The sequence below is a fragment of the Streptomyces sp. NPDC021212 genome, assembly GCF_044332925.1.
Taxonomy (GTDB): domain Bacteria; phylum Actinomycetota; class Actinomycetes; order Streptomycetales; family Streptomycetaceae; genus Streptomyces.
Map to the genome: position 1 here is coordinate 288611 of NZ_JBIRPZ010000001.1, position 18666 is coordinate 307276.

At 71.4% G+C, this 18666-nt stretch carries 11 protein-coding genes and 1 pseudogene; 6 read left to right on the forward strand and 6 right to left on the reverse strand.

Annotated elements, in window-relative coordinates; translation table 11 throughout:
- Positions 1-24 precede the first annotated feature (24 nt).
- The gene (locus ACH4SI_RS01235; protein WP_398291225.1) at positions 25-972 is read right to left on the reverse strand and encodes an anti-sigma factor RsbA family regulatory protein; all 948 of its coding nucleotides are present in this window, start codon (positions 970-972) and stop codon (positions 25-27) included.
- A 209-nt stretch (positions 973-1181) separates the two neighbouring features.
- Between ACH4SI_RS01235 and ACH4SI_RS01240 the strand changes: the two genes are divergently transcribed.
- Positions 1182-1697 (forward strand): MarR family winged helix-turn-helix transcriptional regulator, encoded by a 516-nt coding sequence (locus ACH4SI_RS01240; protein ID WP_398291227.1) that lies wholly within the window; start codon positions 1182-1184, stop codon positions 1695-1697.
- A gap of 127 nt (positions 1698-1824) precedes the next feature.
- Here the strand turns inward: ACH4SI_RS01240 and ACH4SI_RS01245 are convergent, their stop codons facing one another.
- Complete coding sequence (locus ACH4SI_RS01245; RefSeq protein WP_398292292.1) at positions 1825-3087, reverse strand: PP2C family protein-serine/threonine phosphatase; 1263 nt, start codon at positions 3085-3087, stop codon at positions 1825-1827.
- 332 nt (positions 3088-3419) lie between these two features.
- On the opposite strand from ACH4SI_RS01245, the gene ACH4SI_RS01250 reads away from it, so the two are divergent.
- Together ACH4SI_RS01250 and ACH4SI_RS01255 are read left to right on the forward strand one after the other, a co-directional pair.
- Positions 3420-7703, forward strand: a complete 4284-nt coding sequence (locus ACH4SI_RS01250) for a HAMP domain-containing protein (protein ID WP_398291229.1) — start codon at positions 3420-3422, stop codon at positions 7701-7703.
- On the forward strand, positions 7700-10024 hold the full coding sequence (locus ACH4SI_RS01255) for a SpoIIE family protein phosphatase (RefSeq protein ID WP_398291231.1): 2325 nt from the start codon (positions 7700-7702) through the stop codon (positions 10022-10024). Before ACH4SI_RS01250 ends, ACH4SI_RS01255 begins: the two co-directional genes overlap by 4 nt.
- 102 nt (positions 10025-10126) lie before the next feature.
- Here the strand turns inward: ACH4SI_RS01255 and ACH4SI_RS01260 are convergent, their stop codons facing one another.
- The 3 genes and pseudogenes from ACH4SI_RS01260 to ACH4SI_RS01270 all read right to left on the reverse strand — a co-directional run bounded on the left by ACH4SI_RS01260 (position 10127) and on the right by ACH4SI_RS01270 (position 12011).
- Complete coding sequence (locus ACH4SI_RS01260) at positions 10127-10555, reverse strand: DUF5709 domain-containing protein (RefSeq protein ID WP_398292294.1); 429 nt, start codon at positions 10553-10555, stop codon at positions 10127-10129.
- Positions 10556-10649: 94 nt separating this feature from the next.
- A pseudogene (locus ACH4SI_RS01265) lies at positions 10650-11018 on the reverse strand (GAF domain-containing protein); the annotation flags it as partial.
- 84 nt (positions 11019-11102) lie between these two features.
- Positions 11103-12011 carry a LysR family transcriptional regulator gene (locus ACH4SI_RS01270; protein WP_398291233.1) on the reverse strand — a complete coding sequence of 303 codons (909 nt, stop codon included), beginning with the start codon at positions 12009-12011 and terminating at the stop codon, positions 11103-11105.
- A 132-nt stretch (positions 12012-12143) separates the two neighbouring features.
- Here ACH4SI_RS01270 and ACH4SI_RS01275 point away from each other — a divergent pair, with 132 nt between their 5' ends.
- Both ACH4SI_RS01275 and dctA read left to right on the forward strand, forming a co-directional pair.
- Entirely contained in the window at positions 12144-13262 is a 1119-nt protein-coding gene (locus ACH4SI_RS01275) for a PrpF domain-containing protein (RefSeq protein WP_398291235.1), read from the forward strand.
- Entirely contained in the window at positions 13259-14692 is a 1434-nt protein-coding gene (gene dctA, locus ACH4SI_RS01280) for a C4-dicarboxylate transporter DctA (RefSeq protein WP_398291237.1), read from the forward strand. Before ACH4SI_RS01275 ends, dctA begins: the two co-directional genes overlap by 4 nt.
- A gap of 77 nt (positions 14693-14769) precedes the next feature.
- Here the strand turns inward: dctA and ACH4SI_RS01285 are convergent, their stop codons facing one another.
- Positions 14770-17043, reverse strand: a complete 2274-nt coding sequence (locus ACH4SI_RS01285; RefSeq protein WP_398291239.1) for a WD40 repeat domain-containing serine/threonine protein kinase — start codon at positions 17041-17043, stop codon at positions 14770-14772.
- A 590-nt stretch (positions 17044-17633) separates the two neighbouring features.
- Here ACH4SI_RS01285 and ACH4SI_RS01290 point away from each other — a divergent pair.
- On the forward strand, positions 17634-18578 hold the full coding sequence (locus tag ACH4SI_RS01290) for a DUF5996 family protein (protein WP_398292296.1): 945 nt from the start codon (positions 17634-17636) through the stop codon (positions 18576-18578).
- Positions 18579-18666: the final 88 nt, after the last annotated feature.

The window sequence follows — 18666 nt, forward strand, 5'->3', positions numbered from 1 at the left end:
CACATCCGAGGTGCCGGCAGGGCCCTACCCGCCGAGGTGGAACCGGATGGCGGTGCCGGCCGGTCCGGTGTGCACCCGGACCAAGTCGGCGATCTGGTGCACCATCAGCAGCCCCCGGCCGCCGATCTGACCGGGCGCGGCCGGGCGGCGGCCGGCGAGCGGATCGCCGAGGCGGCCGCCGTCCTCGACCTGGCACAGCACCTGCCCGGCCCACGCCCAGACCCGCACCGTGCCGCGGCCGGCGCCGTGCATCATGCTGTTGGTGGTCAACTCGGAGACCGCCAGGGCCAGATCGCCCAGGCGCTGCCCGGTGAGGCCGAGCCGCTCACCGGTCGAGACCGCGAACTCGCGGGCGACGGGCAGACGTTCGGCGTCGAAGGAGAAGGCGGCGGCCCCGGCGGGCGGGGGAAGCGGCTCGTTGTGCGCGGCGATGGCGCGCTCGGGGGCGTAGGCGTGGCTCGGGCGCTCCCGGCCGTTCTCGATGATCACCGGATGGGTCAGCCACGCGTCGGCGAGCGCGTCGGCGTCGAGCCCGCCGGTGTCGTACGGGCACAGGATGGTGACCGTGCGGCCGCGGAAGGCCAGGTTGATCAGCGCCTCGTGCTGGACGCACGGGCCGTACTCGGCCGCGGTGCGGCCGGCCCAGATGGGTTCGCCGATGATCCGCACCCGGCCGCCGGGGTGCCGGTCGGCGAACTCCCGCAGCACCGCGGGGATGATCCGCCCGGGGTTGCGCCCGGCCTCGGCCATGTCGAGGAACCGCACGCGCGCGCCGTCCCGCCCGAGAGCCGTCCGCAGGAGCCGGAGGTTGGCACCGGGGACGGCCACCGCCACCGGCTCGGCGGCGCGCAGCCCGTCGAGCACGAAGGGCACGGTGCCGGTCAGATAGTCCTCGTCGTCCCGGTAGAAGAGGGCCGGGTGGACGAAGGGATCGCGGGCGTAGGGGCCGGTGACGGCTTCGGTGCTCACCATGGCGTCACCCCGATCGCGGAAAGGCAGGGCCCGGGCGAGTCGCCGGGGGAGTGGCCGGAGGGCCGCCCCACTTTACCCAAGGGGTGCCCTGCGCGGCCGTGTGCATGTCCGAGGGAGGCAGGTGCCGGACCGGGGATAAGGTTGCAGCGGGAGCAAGGCGCAAGGTCGGCACCAAGGGGGCCGAAGACGCTGATTCGGAGTGCACTGTTATGGGCGTGAATCCGGCACCCTCTCACCGTCGGTCCCGGGACGCCGCTCGGATGGCGTGCGAGGTGATCGAACTGCTCGAGGTGCTGTGGGAGCGGGGACGGGACGCCGTCTCCTCGTCCCCGGTGTCGGCGTCACAGCTGCGCGTGTTGTACAGCCTGGACCGCGAGGAGGGCATCAACCTCCGCACGCTCGGGGAGCTGCTGGGCTCGGCGCCCTCGTCCGTGAGCCGTCTGTGCGACCGGCTGCAGGCCCTCGGATTCGTGGAGCGCGCGCCCAGCCCGGTCAGCCGCCGGGAGCTCGAACTGCGGCTGACCAGCCACGGCAAGGCGTATCTGCTCGAACTGCGGGCCCGCCGGGAGGAGGCCCTGCTGACCGCCATCGCCGCCATGACCCCGACCGCCCGCAAGGCGCTGCTGGAGGGGCTGAAGGGGTTCCAGGAAGCCGTGGAAGCGACGGCGCCGGTCCGCCGGCCGGATGACGCGGACGACGCGGACGGCGCGGTGCGGTCCGCCTGAACCCCTCGCCGGGCGCGGGCCCGCGTGCCTGATCGCCTCATGCGCCACGGCCCGTCCCCCGTCCCTCCCCGCCCGTCCCCCGATTGTCGCATCCGGGCACCGGATTGTTGTCATCCGGGCATGGTTGTCACATAGCAACGATTTCCGGAGATTCCGCTTCCGGTGCCCCTTCTTCTGGTTCTTCTGATTCCTGCGGTTTCTCCCGTTCCATCCGCCCGTACCAGTCGAGGCAGACCACCAGCGCGTCGTCGACGAGCGGGGTGCCGGAGCGGAAGTCGGCGAGCTGGCGCAGGACCGCCTGGGGCACCTGGGCGGGCGGCAGCAGCCGGGTGTTGCCCAGGGCGCGGGTCAGCGCCCGCTCCCCGTAGCTCTCACCCGATACGGACAGCGCCTCGTACACCCCGTCGCTCCCGAACAGGAAGCGATCGCCGGGGTGGGCGGTGAAGTGCTCGGCGACGTAGACGGTGTCCTCGAACATCCCGAGCGGCAACTGCGCGTCGAACCGGACGGACTCCACCGCGCGCTCCCGCTGGCGCCACATCCGCGGCGACCCCGCGTCCACGACCTCCACGTCCCCGGTCGTGAAGTCGAACCGCAGCAGCAGCGCCGACACGTGGGCCTCACCCCGGTACTGGGCGTAGACCGCCTGGTCGGCCAGGCTTGCCTGATCGCAGAGGCCGAGACCCGCGCGCCGCGCGTTGCGCAGTGCGCTGACGGCGAGGCTGGTCAGCAGCGACGCCTCGATGCCCTCCCCCATGCCATTGGTGATGGTGAGCGTCAGATGGTCGGCGGAGGCGGACCAGTCGAAGTTGTCGCCGAAGATCGCGTACGCCGGCTCCAGATGTGCCCCGAGCGAGAACTCGGGACGTGAACAGGAGCGGCCGGGCAGCAACTGCCACTGCATCTCGGCGGCCAGGGTCAGCCGGGTGGTGCGCCGGGCCAGGAGATAGAGGTCCGTGTCGCGCTCGGCGACGAGAATCTCATGGCCGAGGGCCTCACAGACCGCCTGGAGGTGGGGCGTCCAGGCCCGTGCGTCCTGCTCGGCGGGTAGCCGTACGGACAGCACCCCCATCCGGCCGCCGCGGATGGTCATCGGCAGGTGCACGGTCACTGCGCCGTGTCGGCCCTGCCGGCCTTGCCCGCCGTGCCGGACGACGCACGGCTCCTGCGACCCGAAGGCGCGGCCCTGGGGGCTGTCCTGGATGGACACCGGCTCGGCGCCGGGTGCCCCCGGATTCACGGTCTGGAGCGACCGCATGCCGTAGTCCGCCAGGCGCAGCTCTACCTGTTCGGCGCCGCACTGCTCCGCCAGGGCGGCCGCGACGACATCGAGCAGAGCGTGGGGTGGGGCTGTGCGCAGCGCCCGCTCGACCGTAGAAATTGTGTCCACATCGTCCTGCTTCTCGAAACGCGCCGGGGGTGCGGCCGGGTCCGTGATCACCGCGAGCGCATTCTATGCACCATGGCGACAACAATTGTCGTACGACAATTATCTCCGGGGCTCTCGTACCACAGGCGTCGGGCGTTCGCTCATCACTGTCGCGGTGACACTCGAACGTGTCAGCTTCCGGGTAGGTGGGGCCGGTTCGTCAATAGTTGCCAGGCGGCAACTGTGGCAGTATGGCGGCTCGGAGCACCTGATCACTCCCGGGCCGAAGGCTCACCGGCCCCTCACCCGGGGGCACCCGGTGAGCGGGACCGCTACTCGAGGGGCGGAGAACCATGGCGGTGAGTTCCGGCGCGGGACAGCGCACGGGTGCGCGTACGGCTGCGGGCCGTGGCGCCGGAACGGTCGCGGAGCCGGAGTTGCGGCAGTTGCTGGTCGGCCTCACGGCGGTCAGGGACGGCGACTTCGGCACCCATCTGCCGACCGACCGGGACGGCCTCCTGGGGGAGATCGCCACGGTCTTCAACGGCATGGTCGACCAGTTGTCGCTGTTCACCTCCGAGGTGACCCGGGTGGCCCGGGAGGTGGGCACCGAGGGCCGTCTCGGCGGCCAGGCAGCGGTGCCCGGGGTGGACGGCACCTGGAAGGACCTCACCGACTCCGTCAACGCCATGGCCGGCAACCTGACCACGCAGGTGCGCGACATCGCCCAGGTCGCCACGGCGGTGGCCAAGGGTGACCTCTCGCAGAAGATCACGGTCGTGGCGCGGGGCGAGATCCACGAGCTGAAGAACACCATCAACACGATGGTGGACGAACTGTCCTCGTTCGCGGACGAGGTGACGCGGGTGGCCCGCGAGGTGGGCACCGAGGGCATCCTGGGCGGCCAGGCCCAGGTGCCGGGCGTCGGCGGCACCTGGCGGGACCTGACCGACTCGGTCAACTTCATGGCAGGCAACCTCACCGCCCAGGTGCGGTCGATCGCCCGCGTGGCCACGGCGGTGGCCCAGGGCGATCTCACGCGCAAGATCGATGTCGACGCGCGGGGCGAGATCCTGGAGTTGAAGACCACCATCAACACGATGGTGGACCAGCTGTCCTCGTTCGCCGCCGAGGTCACCCGCGTGGCCCGCGACGTCGGCACCGAGGGCCGCCTCGGCGGTCAGGCCGATGTCCAGGGCGTCTCGGGCACCTGGAAGGACCTCACCGAGTCGGTCAACGTGATGGGCGACAACCTCACCGCCCAGGTCCGGTCCATCGCCCAGGTCACCACCGCCGTGGCGCAGGGCGATCTGTCGCAGAAGATCCGGGTGGACGCGCGGGGCGAGATCCTGGAGCTGAAGACCACCATCAACACGATGGTCGATCAGCTGTCGGCCTTCGCCGACGAGGTGACCCGGGTGGCCCGCGAGGTGGGCACCGAGGGCAACCTCGGCGGTCAGGCCACCGTCCGGGGCGTCTCGGGCACCTGGAAGGACCTGACCGACAACGTCAACGTGATGGCGTCCAACCTCACCAGCCAGGTGCGGTCCATCGCCCAGGTGGCGACGGCGGTGGCCCGCGGCGACCTGTCGCAGAAGATCACCGTCGAGGCCAAGGGCGAGGTGGCCGCGCTCGCCGGCGTGATCAACACCATGGTGACCACCCTCTCCGCGTTCGCGGACGAGGTGACGCGGGTGGCCCGCGAGGTGGGCACCGAGGGGATGCTCGGCGGCCAGGCGCAGGTGCCCCACGTGGCGGGCACCTGGAAGGACCTGACCGACAACGTCAACTCCATGGCGAACAACCTGACCAATCAGGTCCGCAACATCGCGCAGGTCACCACGGCGGTGGCCCAGGGCGATCTCACGCGCAAGATCGATGTCGACGCGCGGGGCGAGATCCTGGAGTTGAAGACCACCATCAACACGATGGTGGACCAGCTGTCCTCGTTCGCCGCCGAGGTCACGCGCGTGGCCCGCGAGGTGGGCAGCGAAGGGCGGCTCGGCGGTCAGGCCGAGGTCGAGGGCGTGTCCGGGACCTGGAAGCGGCTGACCGAGAACGTCAACGAGCTGGCCGGGAACCTGACCCGCCAGGTCCGGGCCATCGCCGAGGTCACCAGCGCCGTGGCCGAGGGGGACCTGACGCGCTCCATCACGGTGGACGCCTCCGGCGAGGTCGCCGAGCTGAAGGACAACATCAACGCCATGGTGGAGTCCCTGCGCGAGACCACCCGCACCAACCAGGAGCAGGACTGGCTCAAGACCAACCTCGCCCTTATCTCCGGGCTGATGCAGGGCCGGCGGGATCTGGCGGTGGTCGCCGAGCTGGTCATGGACCGGCTGACCCCGCTGGTCGGCGCCCAGTACGGCGGCTTCTACCTCGCCCACGACACCCCGCGCGGGACGGAACTGCGGCTTCTCGGCTCCTACGGGCTGCCCGCCGTGGAAGCCGGGGACCGGCCGGTGGCGTTCCGGCTCGGCGAGTCGCTCGTCGGGCAGGCCGCGCGCAGCCGCCGCACCATCGGCGTCGAGCAGCTTCCGCCCGGTTACGTCACCGTCTCCTCCGGGCTCGGCGCGGCCGAGGTGTCCAGCCTCCTCGTGCTGCCCATCGTGGTCGAGGAGCAGGTCCTCGGCGTCATCGAGGTGGCCTCGGTCGGCCGCTTCACCCAGGTCCACCGGGACTTCCTCGATCAGCTCATGGAGACCATCGGGGTCAACGTCAACACCATCGTGGCCAACGCCAGGACCGACGAGCTGCTGGAGGAGTCCCAGCGGCTGACCGCCGAGCTCCAGGCGCGCTCCCAGGAGTTACAGGCACGCCAGGACGAACTGCAGAACTCCAACGCCGAACTGGAGGACAAGGCCGCCCTGCTGGCCGCGCAGAACCGCGACATCGAGGCCAAGACCCGGGAGATCGAACAGGCCCGGCAGGAGCTGGAGGAACGGGCCCGGCAGCTCACGCTGGCCTCCAAGTACAAGTCGGAGTTCCTGGCCAACATGAGCCACGAGCTGCGCACCCCGCTCAACAGCCTGCTGATCCTCGCCCAGCTACTGGCGCAGAACCCGTCCCGGAACCTCACCCCCAAGCAGGTCGAGTACGCGGGCGTCATCCACTCGGCGGGATCCGATCTGCTGCAGCTCATCGACGACATCCTGGACCTGTCCAAGGTCGAGGCCGGCAAGATGGACATCGCACCCGAGCGGGTGCCGCTGCGGCGGCTGCTCGACTATGTGGAAGCCACCTTCCGCCCGATGACGGCGCAGAAGGGCCTCGACTTCCGCATCAGCGTCTCGCCCGCCGTCCCCGCCGAACTCGTCACGGACGACTCCCGGATGCGCCAGGTGCTGCGCAATCTGCTGTCCAACGCGGTGAAGTTCACCGAGTCCGGCTGCGTGGAGCTGCGCATCGCGCCCGCCGAGGAATCCGATCTCCCGCAGGATGTCCGCGGCCGGGGGCCCGTGCTGGCGTTCAAGGTCGTGGACACCGGCATAGGGATCGCCGAACAGCATCTCGAGGCCATCTTCGGGGCGTTCCAGCAGGCGGACGGCACCACGAGCCGCAAGTACGGCGGCACCGGTCTCGGCCTTTCCATCAGCCGGGAGATCGCCCAACTGCTGGGCGGGACACTGCACGCCGCCAGCACCCTGGGCGAGGGCAGCACCTTCACCTTCTATCTGCCCGTCGGCAGCTCCGCCCTCCCCGGCGCGGCACCGCGGGGCGAGGACGAGCAGGAGCCCGCTCCGGCACCACCGGCCGCCGATGCCGTGGTCCAGCGCCACCTGCTGGTGGTCGAACAGCAGCCGCACGGGCTGCTGGCGCTCCTGGCCGAGAGCGCCGTGGCCGAGCTGGCGGACGGCGGCAACGCGACCGGCGCGGTGCGGGTGCGGACCGTGGCCGACGCGCGGGAGGCCGCCGCGGCGCTCGCCGACGAGCCGTGCCACTGCGTCGTCCTCGGCCTCGACATGCCCGAAGAGGCGGCCCTGCGCCTGCTCGACGAGCTGGACCGCGTCCCGGCCGCCCGGCACGTGCCGGTCCTGGCCCACCACGCCCGGCGGCTGGACCCCCGCTGGAACCGGCGGCTGACGGATCGCTTCCAGGGCGAGCCCTGGGAGCTGTTGACGAGCCTGGACGAGCTGCGCGAGCGCATCATCCTGCATCTGACGGCCGATCGGCCGTCCGGCGTCCTGCCCCTGGCGCCACCCGCCGCCTCCGCGCCGGCCGTCCTCGCGGCCGGTCCCGCGAGCACGGGCGCGGACAGCGACCTCGCCGGGCGAGTGGTACTGATCGTGGACGACGACACCCGTAACGTGTACGCGCTCACCGGCATCCTGGAGCTGTACGGCATGCACGTCCTGCACGCCGAGAACGGGCGCATGGGGCTGGAGATGCTGTCCCGGCACGGGGCGGTCGAGCTGCTGCTGATGGACATCATGATGCCCGAGATGGACGGCTACGCGGCCACCGCGGCGATCAGGGCCATGCCCGAGTACGTCGATCTGCCGATCATCGCGGTGACCGCCAAGGCCATGGCGGGCGACCGGGAGCAGACGCTGGCCGCCGGGGCCAGTGACTACATCACCAAGCCTCTGGACGCCGATGAGCTGGTGGCCTGTGTGCGCCGCTGGCTGCATCGATGACGAGGCGCGAACGGCGTCTGGACGCGCTGGCGGCCACCGTCGAGCGGCTGCGCGGCGAGCTGACCGCCGCGCGGGAGGCCGCGGACGAGCGGGCTCTGATCGGCATCGCCACCGGAATCCTGGTCGAACGCGGCCACGGCGGCCCGACGCAGGCTGCCCGCCATCTGGAGGAACTGGCCAGGGCCGCCGGGCTGCCGCTTCCGGAGCTGGCCGCCGACGTGGTCAACGGAGCGGTCGGGGACACGGTGGCCCGGGCACTGCCCAGCGCGCCGCACGGGCCCGGCGGCGCACACCACGGCTCTCCCGACGTCCTGCGGCTGCGGACGGCGGAGGCCGGATCGCTCACAGGCGACGCCCAGACGGTGGTGGACACGCTGCTGGAGCAGGCGCTCGCCCCCCTCGGGGTGAGCGCGGTGGCCCTGTGGTCCGTGGCCCCCGGCGGCGCGCTGGCCCTCGCCGGGCACGCGGGCTTTCCCCGTGGCGAGGGCGAGCGGTGGCGGTACGTACCGCCGGGCCTCGGGGTGCTCCCTCAACGCGCCCTGGCCGAACGGCGGGCGCAGTGGTGCGCGGCGATGCCCGCCGACGCGGCGGGCATCGGTGGGCGCCAGGGCGGCCACGGCGCACGTACCGCGCTTCCGGCCGAGTGGGGCGGCCGCGTCCTCGGTGTTCTGGAGGTGTGCTGGCGCCATCCGCAGCCCCCGCTGTCCGGCCCGGTCCGCCGCCAGCTGAACGCGCTGGCCGACCTGTGCGCCCACGCCCTTCCCCGCACGGAGGAGACGGCGACCGGCGCCGCGGCGGACCCGGCGCTGCCGGGCGGCCCCGCGATGGATCTCGCCGACGGCCTGCTCGATCCGGTGCTGGTCCTGCGGCCGGTGCTCGACGACCACGACCAGGTGGCCGACTTCTCCATCGCCTACGCCAACGAGCGCTTCGCCGATCCGGCGGGCCGCCCACGCACCGTGATCACGGGCATGCGGCTGCTGGAGGCTTACCCCCGTACCGCTCGCGAAGGCGGCCTGTACGAGGAGGTGTTGCGGGTCCACGCGACGGGCGAGCCGTTCCGCGCGGAACGGATGGCCCTGCGCGTCCTGGCCGACGATGTGTCCCGGACCGGGCTCGTCACCGTGGGCATCGGCCGCCACGGGGACGCGGTGCTGCTGAGCTGGCGGCTGGAGGACGAGACGGCGCGGCTGGGCACCCTGCTCGAACACGTCCAGCGGCTCGGCCGGATCGGTGGCTTCCAGGAGGACGCCGTCAGCGGCGAGATCCTGTGGAACAGGCATCTGTTCTCGCTCTTCGACCTCCCGCCCACCGCGCCCCCCGTGCCGGTGGAGCGGCTGCGCCACCATGCGCATCCCGATGACTCCGTGGCCATCGGCCGCTTCCTGCGCACCCTTCTGCACCATCGCCACGCCGCCTCGACCGCATTCCGCCTGCAGCCGGCCGACGGAGCCGTCCGCCACATCCGCGTCGTCGCGGAGCCGGTCACCGATCCGTCCGGGCACCTGCTCGCGGTGCGCGGGGCCTACCAGGACTTCTCCAGCCAGCACTGGACGGAAGTGGCGCTCGCGGCCACGCGGGACCGGCTCGCCGACACCGAGCAGGAGGCCGCCGAACGCAACCGGCTGGCCCTCCAGTTGCAGCGGGCCATCATGCCCCCGTCCCCCGCCCCGGTCGACATCGCGGGACTGCACGTGGCGGTGCGCTACCGCCCTGCCGAGGAGACGCATCTGGTGGGCGGCGACTGGTACGACGCCGTCGCCCTGCCCCAGAAGAAGGTGTTGCTGGCGGTCGGCGACGTGGCCGGCCACGGCATCGAGGCGGCGACGGGCATGGTGGTCCTGCGCAACGCGCTGCGCGGTCTCGCCGCGACGGGGGCGGGCCCGGCCCGGCTCCTGGACTGGCTGAACACCGTGGCCCACCATCTCACCGAACACGTCACGGCCACCGTGGTCTGCGGCATCTACGATCCGCAGACCCGGGTGCTGGACTGGGCGCGGGCCGGCCACCCGCCGCCGGTCCTCATCCACGAGGGCACCGCCGCCGTCCTGCCGCTGCCCGGCGGCATCCTGCTGGGCGCGGCCGCCGAGGCGGAGTACGAGGAGAGCCGGCTCGCCCTGGCGCCGGGCGACCGGTTGCTGATGTACACCGACGGGCTGATCGAGCGCCGGGACCGCTCCGTGGAGAAGGCGCTCGAACAGCTCCTGGCCACCGTCGGCGCCGCCACCCCGGAACTCGGTGCACACCTCGACGCCCTGCTGACGCACGCGCGCTCCGACACCGACGACGACACCTGTCTCATCGGCATCGATGTGAACTGAGGCGTGTGCGGAAGATGGCTCCGTCGTGGGTGGCGCGGTGCCGCACGCAGGCGTGCCCGGCCGGAATGGACGCCCATACGGCCCACGTCGGCCAGCCGCCGGTCACGGCCGTTCGTCCGGGCTCCGATCCGGGGATTCTTCGGAGAGGACCTCCTCGTCCACGACGTGAACAGCCGCTTCTTCGGCACCAGCGGCACCGGCGTCGATGCCGACATCGGAAGCCCACAATTCCTTGTCCGTGTCCGCGTGGGTTCCCTCGTCCGGAGCCAGCAGCCGCCCTGCCCGCTCCTCACCGGCCTCGGGATCCAGCGATTCCCCCTCGCCGCCGGGCAGGTCACCGACACCGTCGCCTTCCTTCGGCCCGACGTCCGGATTCTCCTGGGCGAGCCTTTGGTCGAGGGATTCTCCCTCGTGCTGTTCCGCGGCCGTGGTGCCCGCCTTGGTGACTCCCAGGGGCTTTTCCGGTGGCGAGTACCCCTCCTCCAGGAGGTCGTCGTAGCCGCGTTCGTCCAGCGCGTCCTCGAGGTCCAGGGGCGCGCTCTGTGTCGGTGATGCGCTGGGCCAGTGCGATGGCGCCGGTTGCCTGAGCGGCGAGTGAGCGCAAGGGGGTGAGATCGGTCTCCTCGTACGCCTCCGGCGGGGCGGCGTACAGGTTGAGGGCGCCGGCGGTGTGGGTGCGGGCGGCTATCGGCAAGGAGAGGGAGGACCGCATCCCGCAGGTGACGGCGTAGGCGGGATAGTCGCCCCACCTGGTCTCCGCGTACATGTCGCTGACGAGGAGTTCTTCTCCGGTGCGCAGGGACTGCAGGCAAGGGCCGTCGTCCTGGCCGTACTGCTTCTCGTCCAGTTCCGGTGCCGCGACGCCGGAACTGACCACGGTCAGTGGCCGACCGTCCCGTTGCAGTGTGAGCCCGGCGCCTTGGGCGAGGGACAGTTCGAGCGCTGCGTCGGCAAGTGTCTGCAGGAAGTCTTCGAGTGAGTCGGTTTGCAGCAGCCACTGCCTGACGTCGGTGTTGGCCGGCGCAGTGTGGCCTGCTACGTCGTCACGAGTACCACTTTGTGCCGCGTGGAATCTGCGTCACGACGACGCGCCGGCTGTCGCGCTGTCGTGCAGGAAGCCCGCGAAGGACTGCGCGGCAGGGGTGAGGGCGTGGTCGTTCATGCGGACGAGGAGGATGCGGCGTACCGGAGCGGGGGGCTGCAGGGGCAGCACACCGACGCCGTCCCGGATGCCTTCCAGTGCCAGGGTGGGGGCGAGGGCGACGCCGATGCCCGCGGCCACCATGGCCTGGGCCTCCTGGTAGTCGTGGGCCTCATAGGCGATCTGCGGCTCGAATCCGGCGGTGTGACAACTGCGGGCGAGGGCTTCGGCCACCGGGTGGTGGTCGGCGCGGGTGATCCAGGGGTCGTTCGCGAAGTCCGCGAGGGCGGCCATCGGGCGGCCGGCGAGGGGGTGGTCCTTGCTGACGAGGAGGGCCGGGGGGTCGTCGGCGAGTGAGGTGACGACGATGTCCTCGCGGTCGATGCGGTTCCAGTCGTAGTCCCACATCAGGGACATCTCGATCTCCCGGTTCTCCAGCATCGCCCACAGGCCCGCGATGCGGGCGCTGCGCACCGTCAGCGTGACGTCGGGGTGTGCTTCCCGGAAGGCGATCACGGCCCGGGGGAGGAGGGACGCGCCGACGGTGGGAAAGGTTCCGATGCGGAGGGTGCCCGTACGCAGTCCCGCGAAGTCGGCCAGCTCGTTCTCCGCGGCGGTCAGTTCGCGCTTGATCCGCTCTCCGCGCTCGGCCAGGGCGCGTCCCGCGTCGGTGAGCGTGACGCCGCGCGCATGGCGCTCCAGCAGGGGCTGCCCGGCCTCCCCTTCCAGGCGGCTGACCTGCTGTGATACCGCTGACGGAGTGTAGTTCAGAGCCCGCGCGGTCGCGGTGACCGAGCCCCGGCGGGCGACCTCGGTGAAGAGCAGGATGCGCCGGACATCGAGCATCGCCCCACCTCCAGAGTTAATTTCAACTTAATAGCCATGCAGATTTTCGAGATTGTACTTCACTCTCTCCGCCCCCACTGTGGATCACACCCAGCACGGAAGTGCCGTCGGGGTTTCCATGAGGAGTCTGTTGTGTTGCGTCTGCAGGGCGAGATGATCCGCGGAGGAACCAGCAAGTGCTGGATCTTCGACCACCACGATGTGGTGGCGACCGGCGTGGATGCCGACACCGTGCTGCTCGCCGCCTACAACGCTGCCGACCCCCGTCAGATCGACGGCGTCGGCGGTGCCTCCTCCACCACCTCCAAGGCGGCGATCGTACGGACGTCGGCCGAGCCGGGCGTCGACGTCGAGTACGCCTTCGCACAGGTCGGTATCGGCGACGAGCGCGTGGAGTGGACCAGCAACTGCGGCAACTGCGCCACCGCCGTCGCCCTGTACGCCGTCCACAACGGCCTGGTGCGCATCACGCCGGACTCCACCACGGTGCGCATGCTCAACGTCAACACCGGGGCCCGCCTCAGCGGCACCATCCCCACCCCGGGCAGTACGGCCCCCGACGAGGGCACGGCCGCCGTACCCGGCACAGCCGCGCTCGGTGTGCCGGTCCTGCTCGGTTTCGAGGACCCGGCGGGTACGGCCACGGGGCGCGCCCTGCCGACCGGCCACGCCGTGGACGCCCTGACCGGGTCCGCCGGTCCGGTCGAGGCGTCCCTGGTCGACGCCGGCGCTCCGGCAGCGTTGTTCGAGGCCAAGGCATTCGGCCTCGACGGCACCGAGTCCCTGGCCGAGTTCTCCGCGGCGGTGCCCGCGCTCACCGTGCTGCGCCGCCGGGCCGCCCTGGCCATGGGCCTGGCCGAGGAGAGCGATCCCGTCAGCCACGCCGTGCCGAAGGTCGGTGTCGTCGCACGACCTGCCGCGTACCGCACCACCCATGGCACCCTCGTCGGACAGGACGCGTACGACCTGGCCGTACGCATGGTCTCCATGCACGCACCCCACCCGGCGGTCGGCCTCACCTCGGCCGTCGCCCTGGCCACCGCAGCCGCCATCCCCGGCACCCTCGCCCACCGCGTCGCCCGGCAGACCGCCGACGGCACGCTGCGGCTGGGCACTCCGGCAGGTGTCATCACCGCCCAAGCCGTCCCCGCCGTGGACGGCGCCTCCCCCACGGTGCTGCTGCACCGCGCCGCCCGCCGCATCGCCCGAGCCGAACTTCTCGTTCCCGTCCTGGAAGGACGCCCCGCATGAGCCGCAATGACGCCGCCCCGGGTACCGGCACCGCTCCCCCGCGCCGCATCCGCCGGCTGCTGTCCCTGCTCTACGTCCAGTGCCTGATCGGCGTCCTCGCCGGGGCCGCCGTCGGCTGGCTGTGGCCGTCCTTCGGAGCCGAGCTGAAACCCCTGGGGGATGGGTTCATCGCCCTGGTGCGCATGATGATCGCGCCGATCATCTTCTGTACCGTCGTCCACGGCATCGCCTCCATGGGCAACGCGCGCGCCGTCGGCCGGGTCAGCCTCAAGGCGCTGATCTACTTCGAGGTGCTGACCACCGTGGCCATGGTGATCGGCCTGGTCGTCGTCAACGTCGTCCAGCCCGGCAGCGGACTGCACGTCGACGTCTCCACGCTCTCGACCGAGGGCCTGCCACCGGAGGCGACCGCGAGCCATGAGAGCTTCGCCGCGTTCGTCCTCGCCATCATCCCGGACACCCTGATCAGCGCGCTGACCGGCCAGGAGATCCTGCCGGTGCTGCTGATCTCGGTGCTGTTCGGCTTCGGCCTGAACGCCGCCGGCGAGGCGGGTTCGGGGATCACCCAGGGCATCGAGAAGCTGTCCAAGGTCCTGTTCACGCTCATCCGCTGGATCATGCGGCTGGCCCCGGTCGGCGCCTTCGGCTCCATGGCCTTCACCATCGGCAACTACGGACTGGACACCCTGCGCCACCTCTTCCTGCTGGTCGGCTCCTTCTGGCTCACCGCCCTGTTCTTCGTCCTGGTCGTCCTGGGGGCGGTCATGCGCCTCAACGGCCTGCGCCTGCTGCCCTTCCTCCGCTACATCAAGGAAGAGCTGCTGATCGTCCTGGGCACCTCGTCCAGCGAGCCGGTGCTGCCGCGCATGATGGGCAAGCTGCAGCACGCGGGCGCCTCCAAGCCGGTCGTCGGCATCACCATGCCCGCCGGCTACTCCTTCAACCTCGACGGCACCGCGATCTACCTGACCATGGGCGCGGTCTTCCTCGCCCAGGCCCTCGGCATCGACCTCAGCTTCGCCGAGCAACTGTCGATGCTCGCCGTCATGCTGGTCACGTCCAAGGGCGCCGCCGGTGTCACCGGCTCCGGCTTCATCGCCCTGGCCGCCACCCTCAGCGCGATTCCGCACGTACCCGTCGCCGCGCTGGCGCTCATCTTCGGCGTCGACCGCTTCATGTCCGAGGCCCGCGCCCTGACCAGCGTGGTCGGCAACGGCGTCGCCACCCTGGCGGTGGCCAAGTGGGAGGGGCAGCTCGACGAGACCCGGGCCAGGGCCGTCCTCCGCGGCGACATCCCCTACACCTCCGCTCCCGAGGCCGAGCACACCTCCGAGCCGCAGGCCGGACCCGCGCCGGGGGAGGATCCCGTGGAGTCCGACCTGACAGCGGCGGCCGGAACGGACCGTGCTCCCGTGCCCACGGCAGGCTGAGACAGATCACAGGGGCCGGTCCGGGGCGTGTGCCCCGGACCGGCCCCGGCCATTGCTCCGACATCACAAGGCGCGCTCTAGCGGGGGTTCTTCCACAGGCGCACCGCGCGGTGCTTGCCGTCGTTGCCCGCGATGAGTTTGCCGTCCGGGCTGAAGGCCACCTCGTTGATCTTGACATTCGACCCCTGCGCGTCATTCGTCAGGATGGCGCGGGGCTTACGGCCGGCCACGTTCCACAGCAACAGTCCGACGTCGGCGTTGGTGGCGAGCGTCCGGCCGTCCGGGCTGAACGCCAGGTGCTCGACCGATGAGACGTAGCTGTCGCCGAAGGTTGCCCGTTGGCGGCCGGTCTTCACGTCCCACAGCCGCACCTTGCCGTCAAGGCTGCCGGTGGCGAGCGTCCGGCCGTCCGGACTGAAGGCCAGACTCCGGACTCCCGAAGTGTGCTCGAGGGTGGCCCGTGCGTCGTCCTGGCCGTAGGGATCCGGGGCGCGGTCCGCCACGTTCCACAGCCGCACCGAGTGTTGCGGCGTGAGGTTGCTGTCGGAGTCGTCGCCCGCGGAAGCCAACGTCTTGCCGTCCGGGCTGAAGGCCACCGCCGTCACATCCGCCTCCTGGTTCCAGTAGGCGAGCAGCTTGCCCATGCGGCTGCCCGCATCCCGCAGCATCACCGAGCCGGGCCCATCGCCGGTGGCGAACAGCTTGCCATCCGGACTGAACGCCACGCTTTCGCCGCCGTCGGTGCCGTCGAGGGAACGAAGCTGCCGGTGCTTGGCCACATCCCACAGGGTCAGCGCGCCGATCTGGTTGGTGGCGGCGAGGAGCTTGCCGTTGGGGCTGAACACCACGTCGCGGGTCCGGAAGTCGTACGCCTGGCCGATGCCGTCGCGTTGGGTGAAGGAGGTTTTTTGCTTGCGGCGGGCGACATCCCATAGCCAGACCGTGCCCTCGAAGTTGCCGGTGGCCAGCGTCTTGCCGTCCGGGCTGAACGCCATGCCTTCGGCCGTCCTGGACCGGCCGGTGGGGGAGAGGGAGGCCGTGGGCTCGTACGAGCGATAGGCAAGCTTGGGGCGCGAGGGAGCGGACGGGGGAAGGAGGACGATGATCAGGACGATGACGAGGGTGAGGAGCCCGATTCCGCCCGCCAGGAGGGCGAATCCCGAGGCCGGTGCGGTGGGGGAGTACGGCAGGACGCCTATGACCGGCGGAACCATGGGTTCGTCGGACGCGTCGGCCGGTTCCGGGTCGTGGCCGACCGCGGCAGGCGCCGGCGGTGTCCGGACGTCCGGCGAGCCGGGTGCCGTAGGGGGTGGGCCGGGTGCGACGGGCTCGGACCCGCGCGGCGCCGGGGCGGTGTGGGTGTCGGCGTCGGGCGCGCCCGGTGCCACGGGCGGGCTGAGTGTGGCGAGCTCGCCTTCTGCCGGGGACACGGCGGTGCGTGTGTGGACGTCGGCGATGTCCGGCGTGGAGTCGCGGCGGCACTGCTCGATGATCTCGGTGGTGGTCGGCCGCCGCTCCGGGGCCTTCTCCAGGCATCCGGCGGCGATGGTCCGGATGGGCTCGGGGCAGCCGTCGAGGTCGGGGGCCTGTTCCAGGATGCGGTAGACCACACCGTGATCGGTGCCGCCGCCGAAGGCGAGCCGTCCGGTGGCGGCGAAGTGGGCGACGACTCCGAGGGCGAACACGTCTCCGGCTTCGGTGACGCTCTGCCCCCTGATGTATTCGGGCGCCATGTAGGCGGGCGTTCCGGTGCGCATCCCGGTGGCGGTCACGCTGGTCACATCCGCGGCCCGGGCGATGCCGAAGTCGATGACCTTGGGCCCGTCGGCGGTGAGGATGATGTTGGAGGGCTTCAGGTCGCGGTGGATCACATCGGCGGCATGGATGGACTGCAACGCCTCGGCCACCCTGGCGATCAGCCCGAGTGCCGCGTCGGCCGCCAACGGCCCACTCTCGGCGACCGCGTGCTGCAGCGACGGCCCGGGAACGTAGGCCGTGGCCAGCCAGGGTTCATCGGCCCGCAGATCCGCGTCGACGACCGGCACGGTGTAGAGCCCCTGGACCCGCCGGGCCGCGGCCACTTCCTGCTCGAAGCGTTTGCGGAACGACGGATCGGCCGCGTATTCGCGGTGTACGACCTTGACCGCCACCGCGCTGCCGGCGGGCGTACGTCCCAGGTAGACGCGGCCCATCCCGCCCGCGCCCAACACCGCCTCCAGCCGGTACCGGCCGGCCTGGGCAGGATCCGCGGCCCCCAGCGGGCGGTGGGGTGGCGGAGTCGTCGGCCACCCCGTTCGCTGCCCCTCACCAACGGGTGGTACTGCCGGTCGACCATGGTTCGGTCGGGACATGCTCCCCGTCACCCCGTTTCTCGCCGTTCGAGCGAGCGACAGCGTAGACGAACCCCTCATCCCCGAAACAGATCTCCCCACGAGACGTTCGCGCTGTACCGGGCAGGTCCGCACATTCGCGCGCTCGATCATCGCCGACCGCCTCGGGCGCCCGGTCGGCGATCTGGACCCGCGCCCCCAGTGGCGCGCCGTCCCAGGTGCTGGAGGACCTGGAGCGTGAACACACCCGCCTGCTCGGGCTGTTGGCGACCTGGGCGAGGCGGATTCGTTCACCCCCGTGGACCTGGTCGAGCTGGTGGAGGACCCGGCCACCGACCTGCGCCGCGCACACCCGGAGGCCGAGGTGTCCGTACGCGCCTCCGCGGCACCGGTTCCGGGCTCGGCCTGACGCTGGTCGCCCAGCAGATCGCCTTGCATCAAGGCCGGATCACCGGGACGCCGGGACCCTCGTACGACCGCTGTCCAGCAGCCCCCATGATCCGGGCCCTGACCTGCGCTTTTGTCGCGTGGCGCCGGGGCGGTTTTTCACTCGCCGGGACACGGGTACTCGAGTGCCCCGACTGCGAGTCGCCGACGCGGCGGGAGGCGAGATGGCCGAGCAGACGACACGACGGTCCGGTGCCTGGCCACGGCTCCGCGTGGCGGACTGGGCCGAGGCCCGGGACACCCTCCACATGTGGACCCAGATCGTCGGCAAGGTCCGGCTGGCCCATGCGCCACTGGCCAACCACTGGTGGCAGGTCACCCTGTACGTCACGCCGCGAGGGCTGAGCACGTCCGCCATCCCGTACCGGACCGGCATGTTCGACATCGAATTCGACTTCATCGACCACCGGCTGCGCCTGCGCGTCAGCGACGGGAGCCGCCGCGAGCTGGCGCTGGAGTCCAAACCGGTGTCCCAGTTCTACGCCGAGGTCATGGGCGCCCTGGGAGAACTCGGCATCCAGACCCGCATCCACCCACGCCCGAACGAGGTGGACCCGGCGATCCCGTTCGCGGAGGACCACCGCCACGCGACGTACGACCCGCACGCCGCGCACCTCTTCTGGGGCCAGCTCACGCGGGCGAACCGGGCCTTCGAGGAGTTCCGGTCCGTATTCGTCGGCAAGGCCAGCCCCGTGCACTTCTTCTGGGGTTCCATGGACCTGGCCACCACCCGCTTCTCCGGCCGTCCCGCACCACCGCATCCCCCCGACGGCATGCCCAACCTGCCGGACTGGGTGACCAGGGAGGCCTACTCCGACGAGCTGTCCAGCTGCGGCTTCTGGCCCGGCGGCGGCGAGGAGGGCGCATTCTACGCCTACGCCTACCCCGAGCCGGCCGGCCTCGCCGACTGCCCGGTCCGCCCCGCCGCCGCGTCCTACCAGCGGGAATTCGGCGAATTCGTGCTGCCCTACGAGGCGGTCGCCACCGCCCCCGACCCGGACCGGGCCCTGAGCGAATTCCTGCACACCACCTACGCGGCAACCGCCGAACTGGCCCACTGGGACCGCGCGGCGCTGGAGGCCGACGCCCACCGCCTGGAACACCACTGACGGTGCGCCGTCGAGCGCGATACCGGCGGCTGCCGTGACGGCGAACTCCAGCAGGTCCCGGGAGTGCAGGCCGCCGTCCAGGCCACGT

Bases quoted from the DNA above. Each gene is read 5' to 3' on its own strand.
- ACH4SI_RS01235 (WP_398291225.1), bottom strand. From the start codon at position 972: ATGGTGAGCACCGAAGCCGTCACCGGCCCCTACGCCCGCGATCCCTTC.
- ACH4SI_RS01240 (WP_398291227.1), top strand. From the start codon at position 1,182: ATGGGCGTGAATCCGGCACCCTCTCACCGTCGGTCCCGGGACGCCGCT.
- ACH4SI_RS01250 (WP_398291229.1), top strand. From the start codon at position 3,420: ATGGCGGTGAGTTCCGGCGCGGGACAGCGCACGGGTGCGCGTACGGCT.
- ACH4SI_RS01255 (WP_398291231.1), top strand. From the start codon at position 7,700: ATGACGAGGCGCGAACGGCGTCTGGACGCGCTGGCGGCCACCGTCGAG.
- ACH4SI_RS01270 (WP_398291233.1), bottom strand. From the start codon at position 12,011: ATGCTCGATGTCCGGCGCATCCTGCTCTTCACCGAGGTCGCCCGCCGG.
- dctA (WP_398291237.1), top strand. From the start codon at position 13,259: ATGAGCCGCAATGACGCCGCCCCGGGTACCGGCACCGCTCCCCCGCGC.
- ACH4SI_RS01285 (WP_398291239.1), bottom strand. From the start codon at position 17,043: ATGTCCCGACCGAACCATGGTCGACCGGCAGTACCACCCGTTGGTGAG.
- ACH4SI_RS01290 (WP_398292296.1), top strand. From the start codon at position 17,634: ATGGCCGAGCAGACGACACGACGGTCCGGTGCCTGGCCACGGCTCCGC.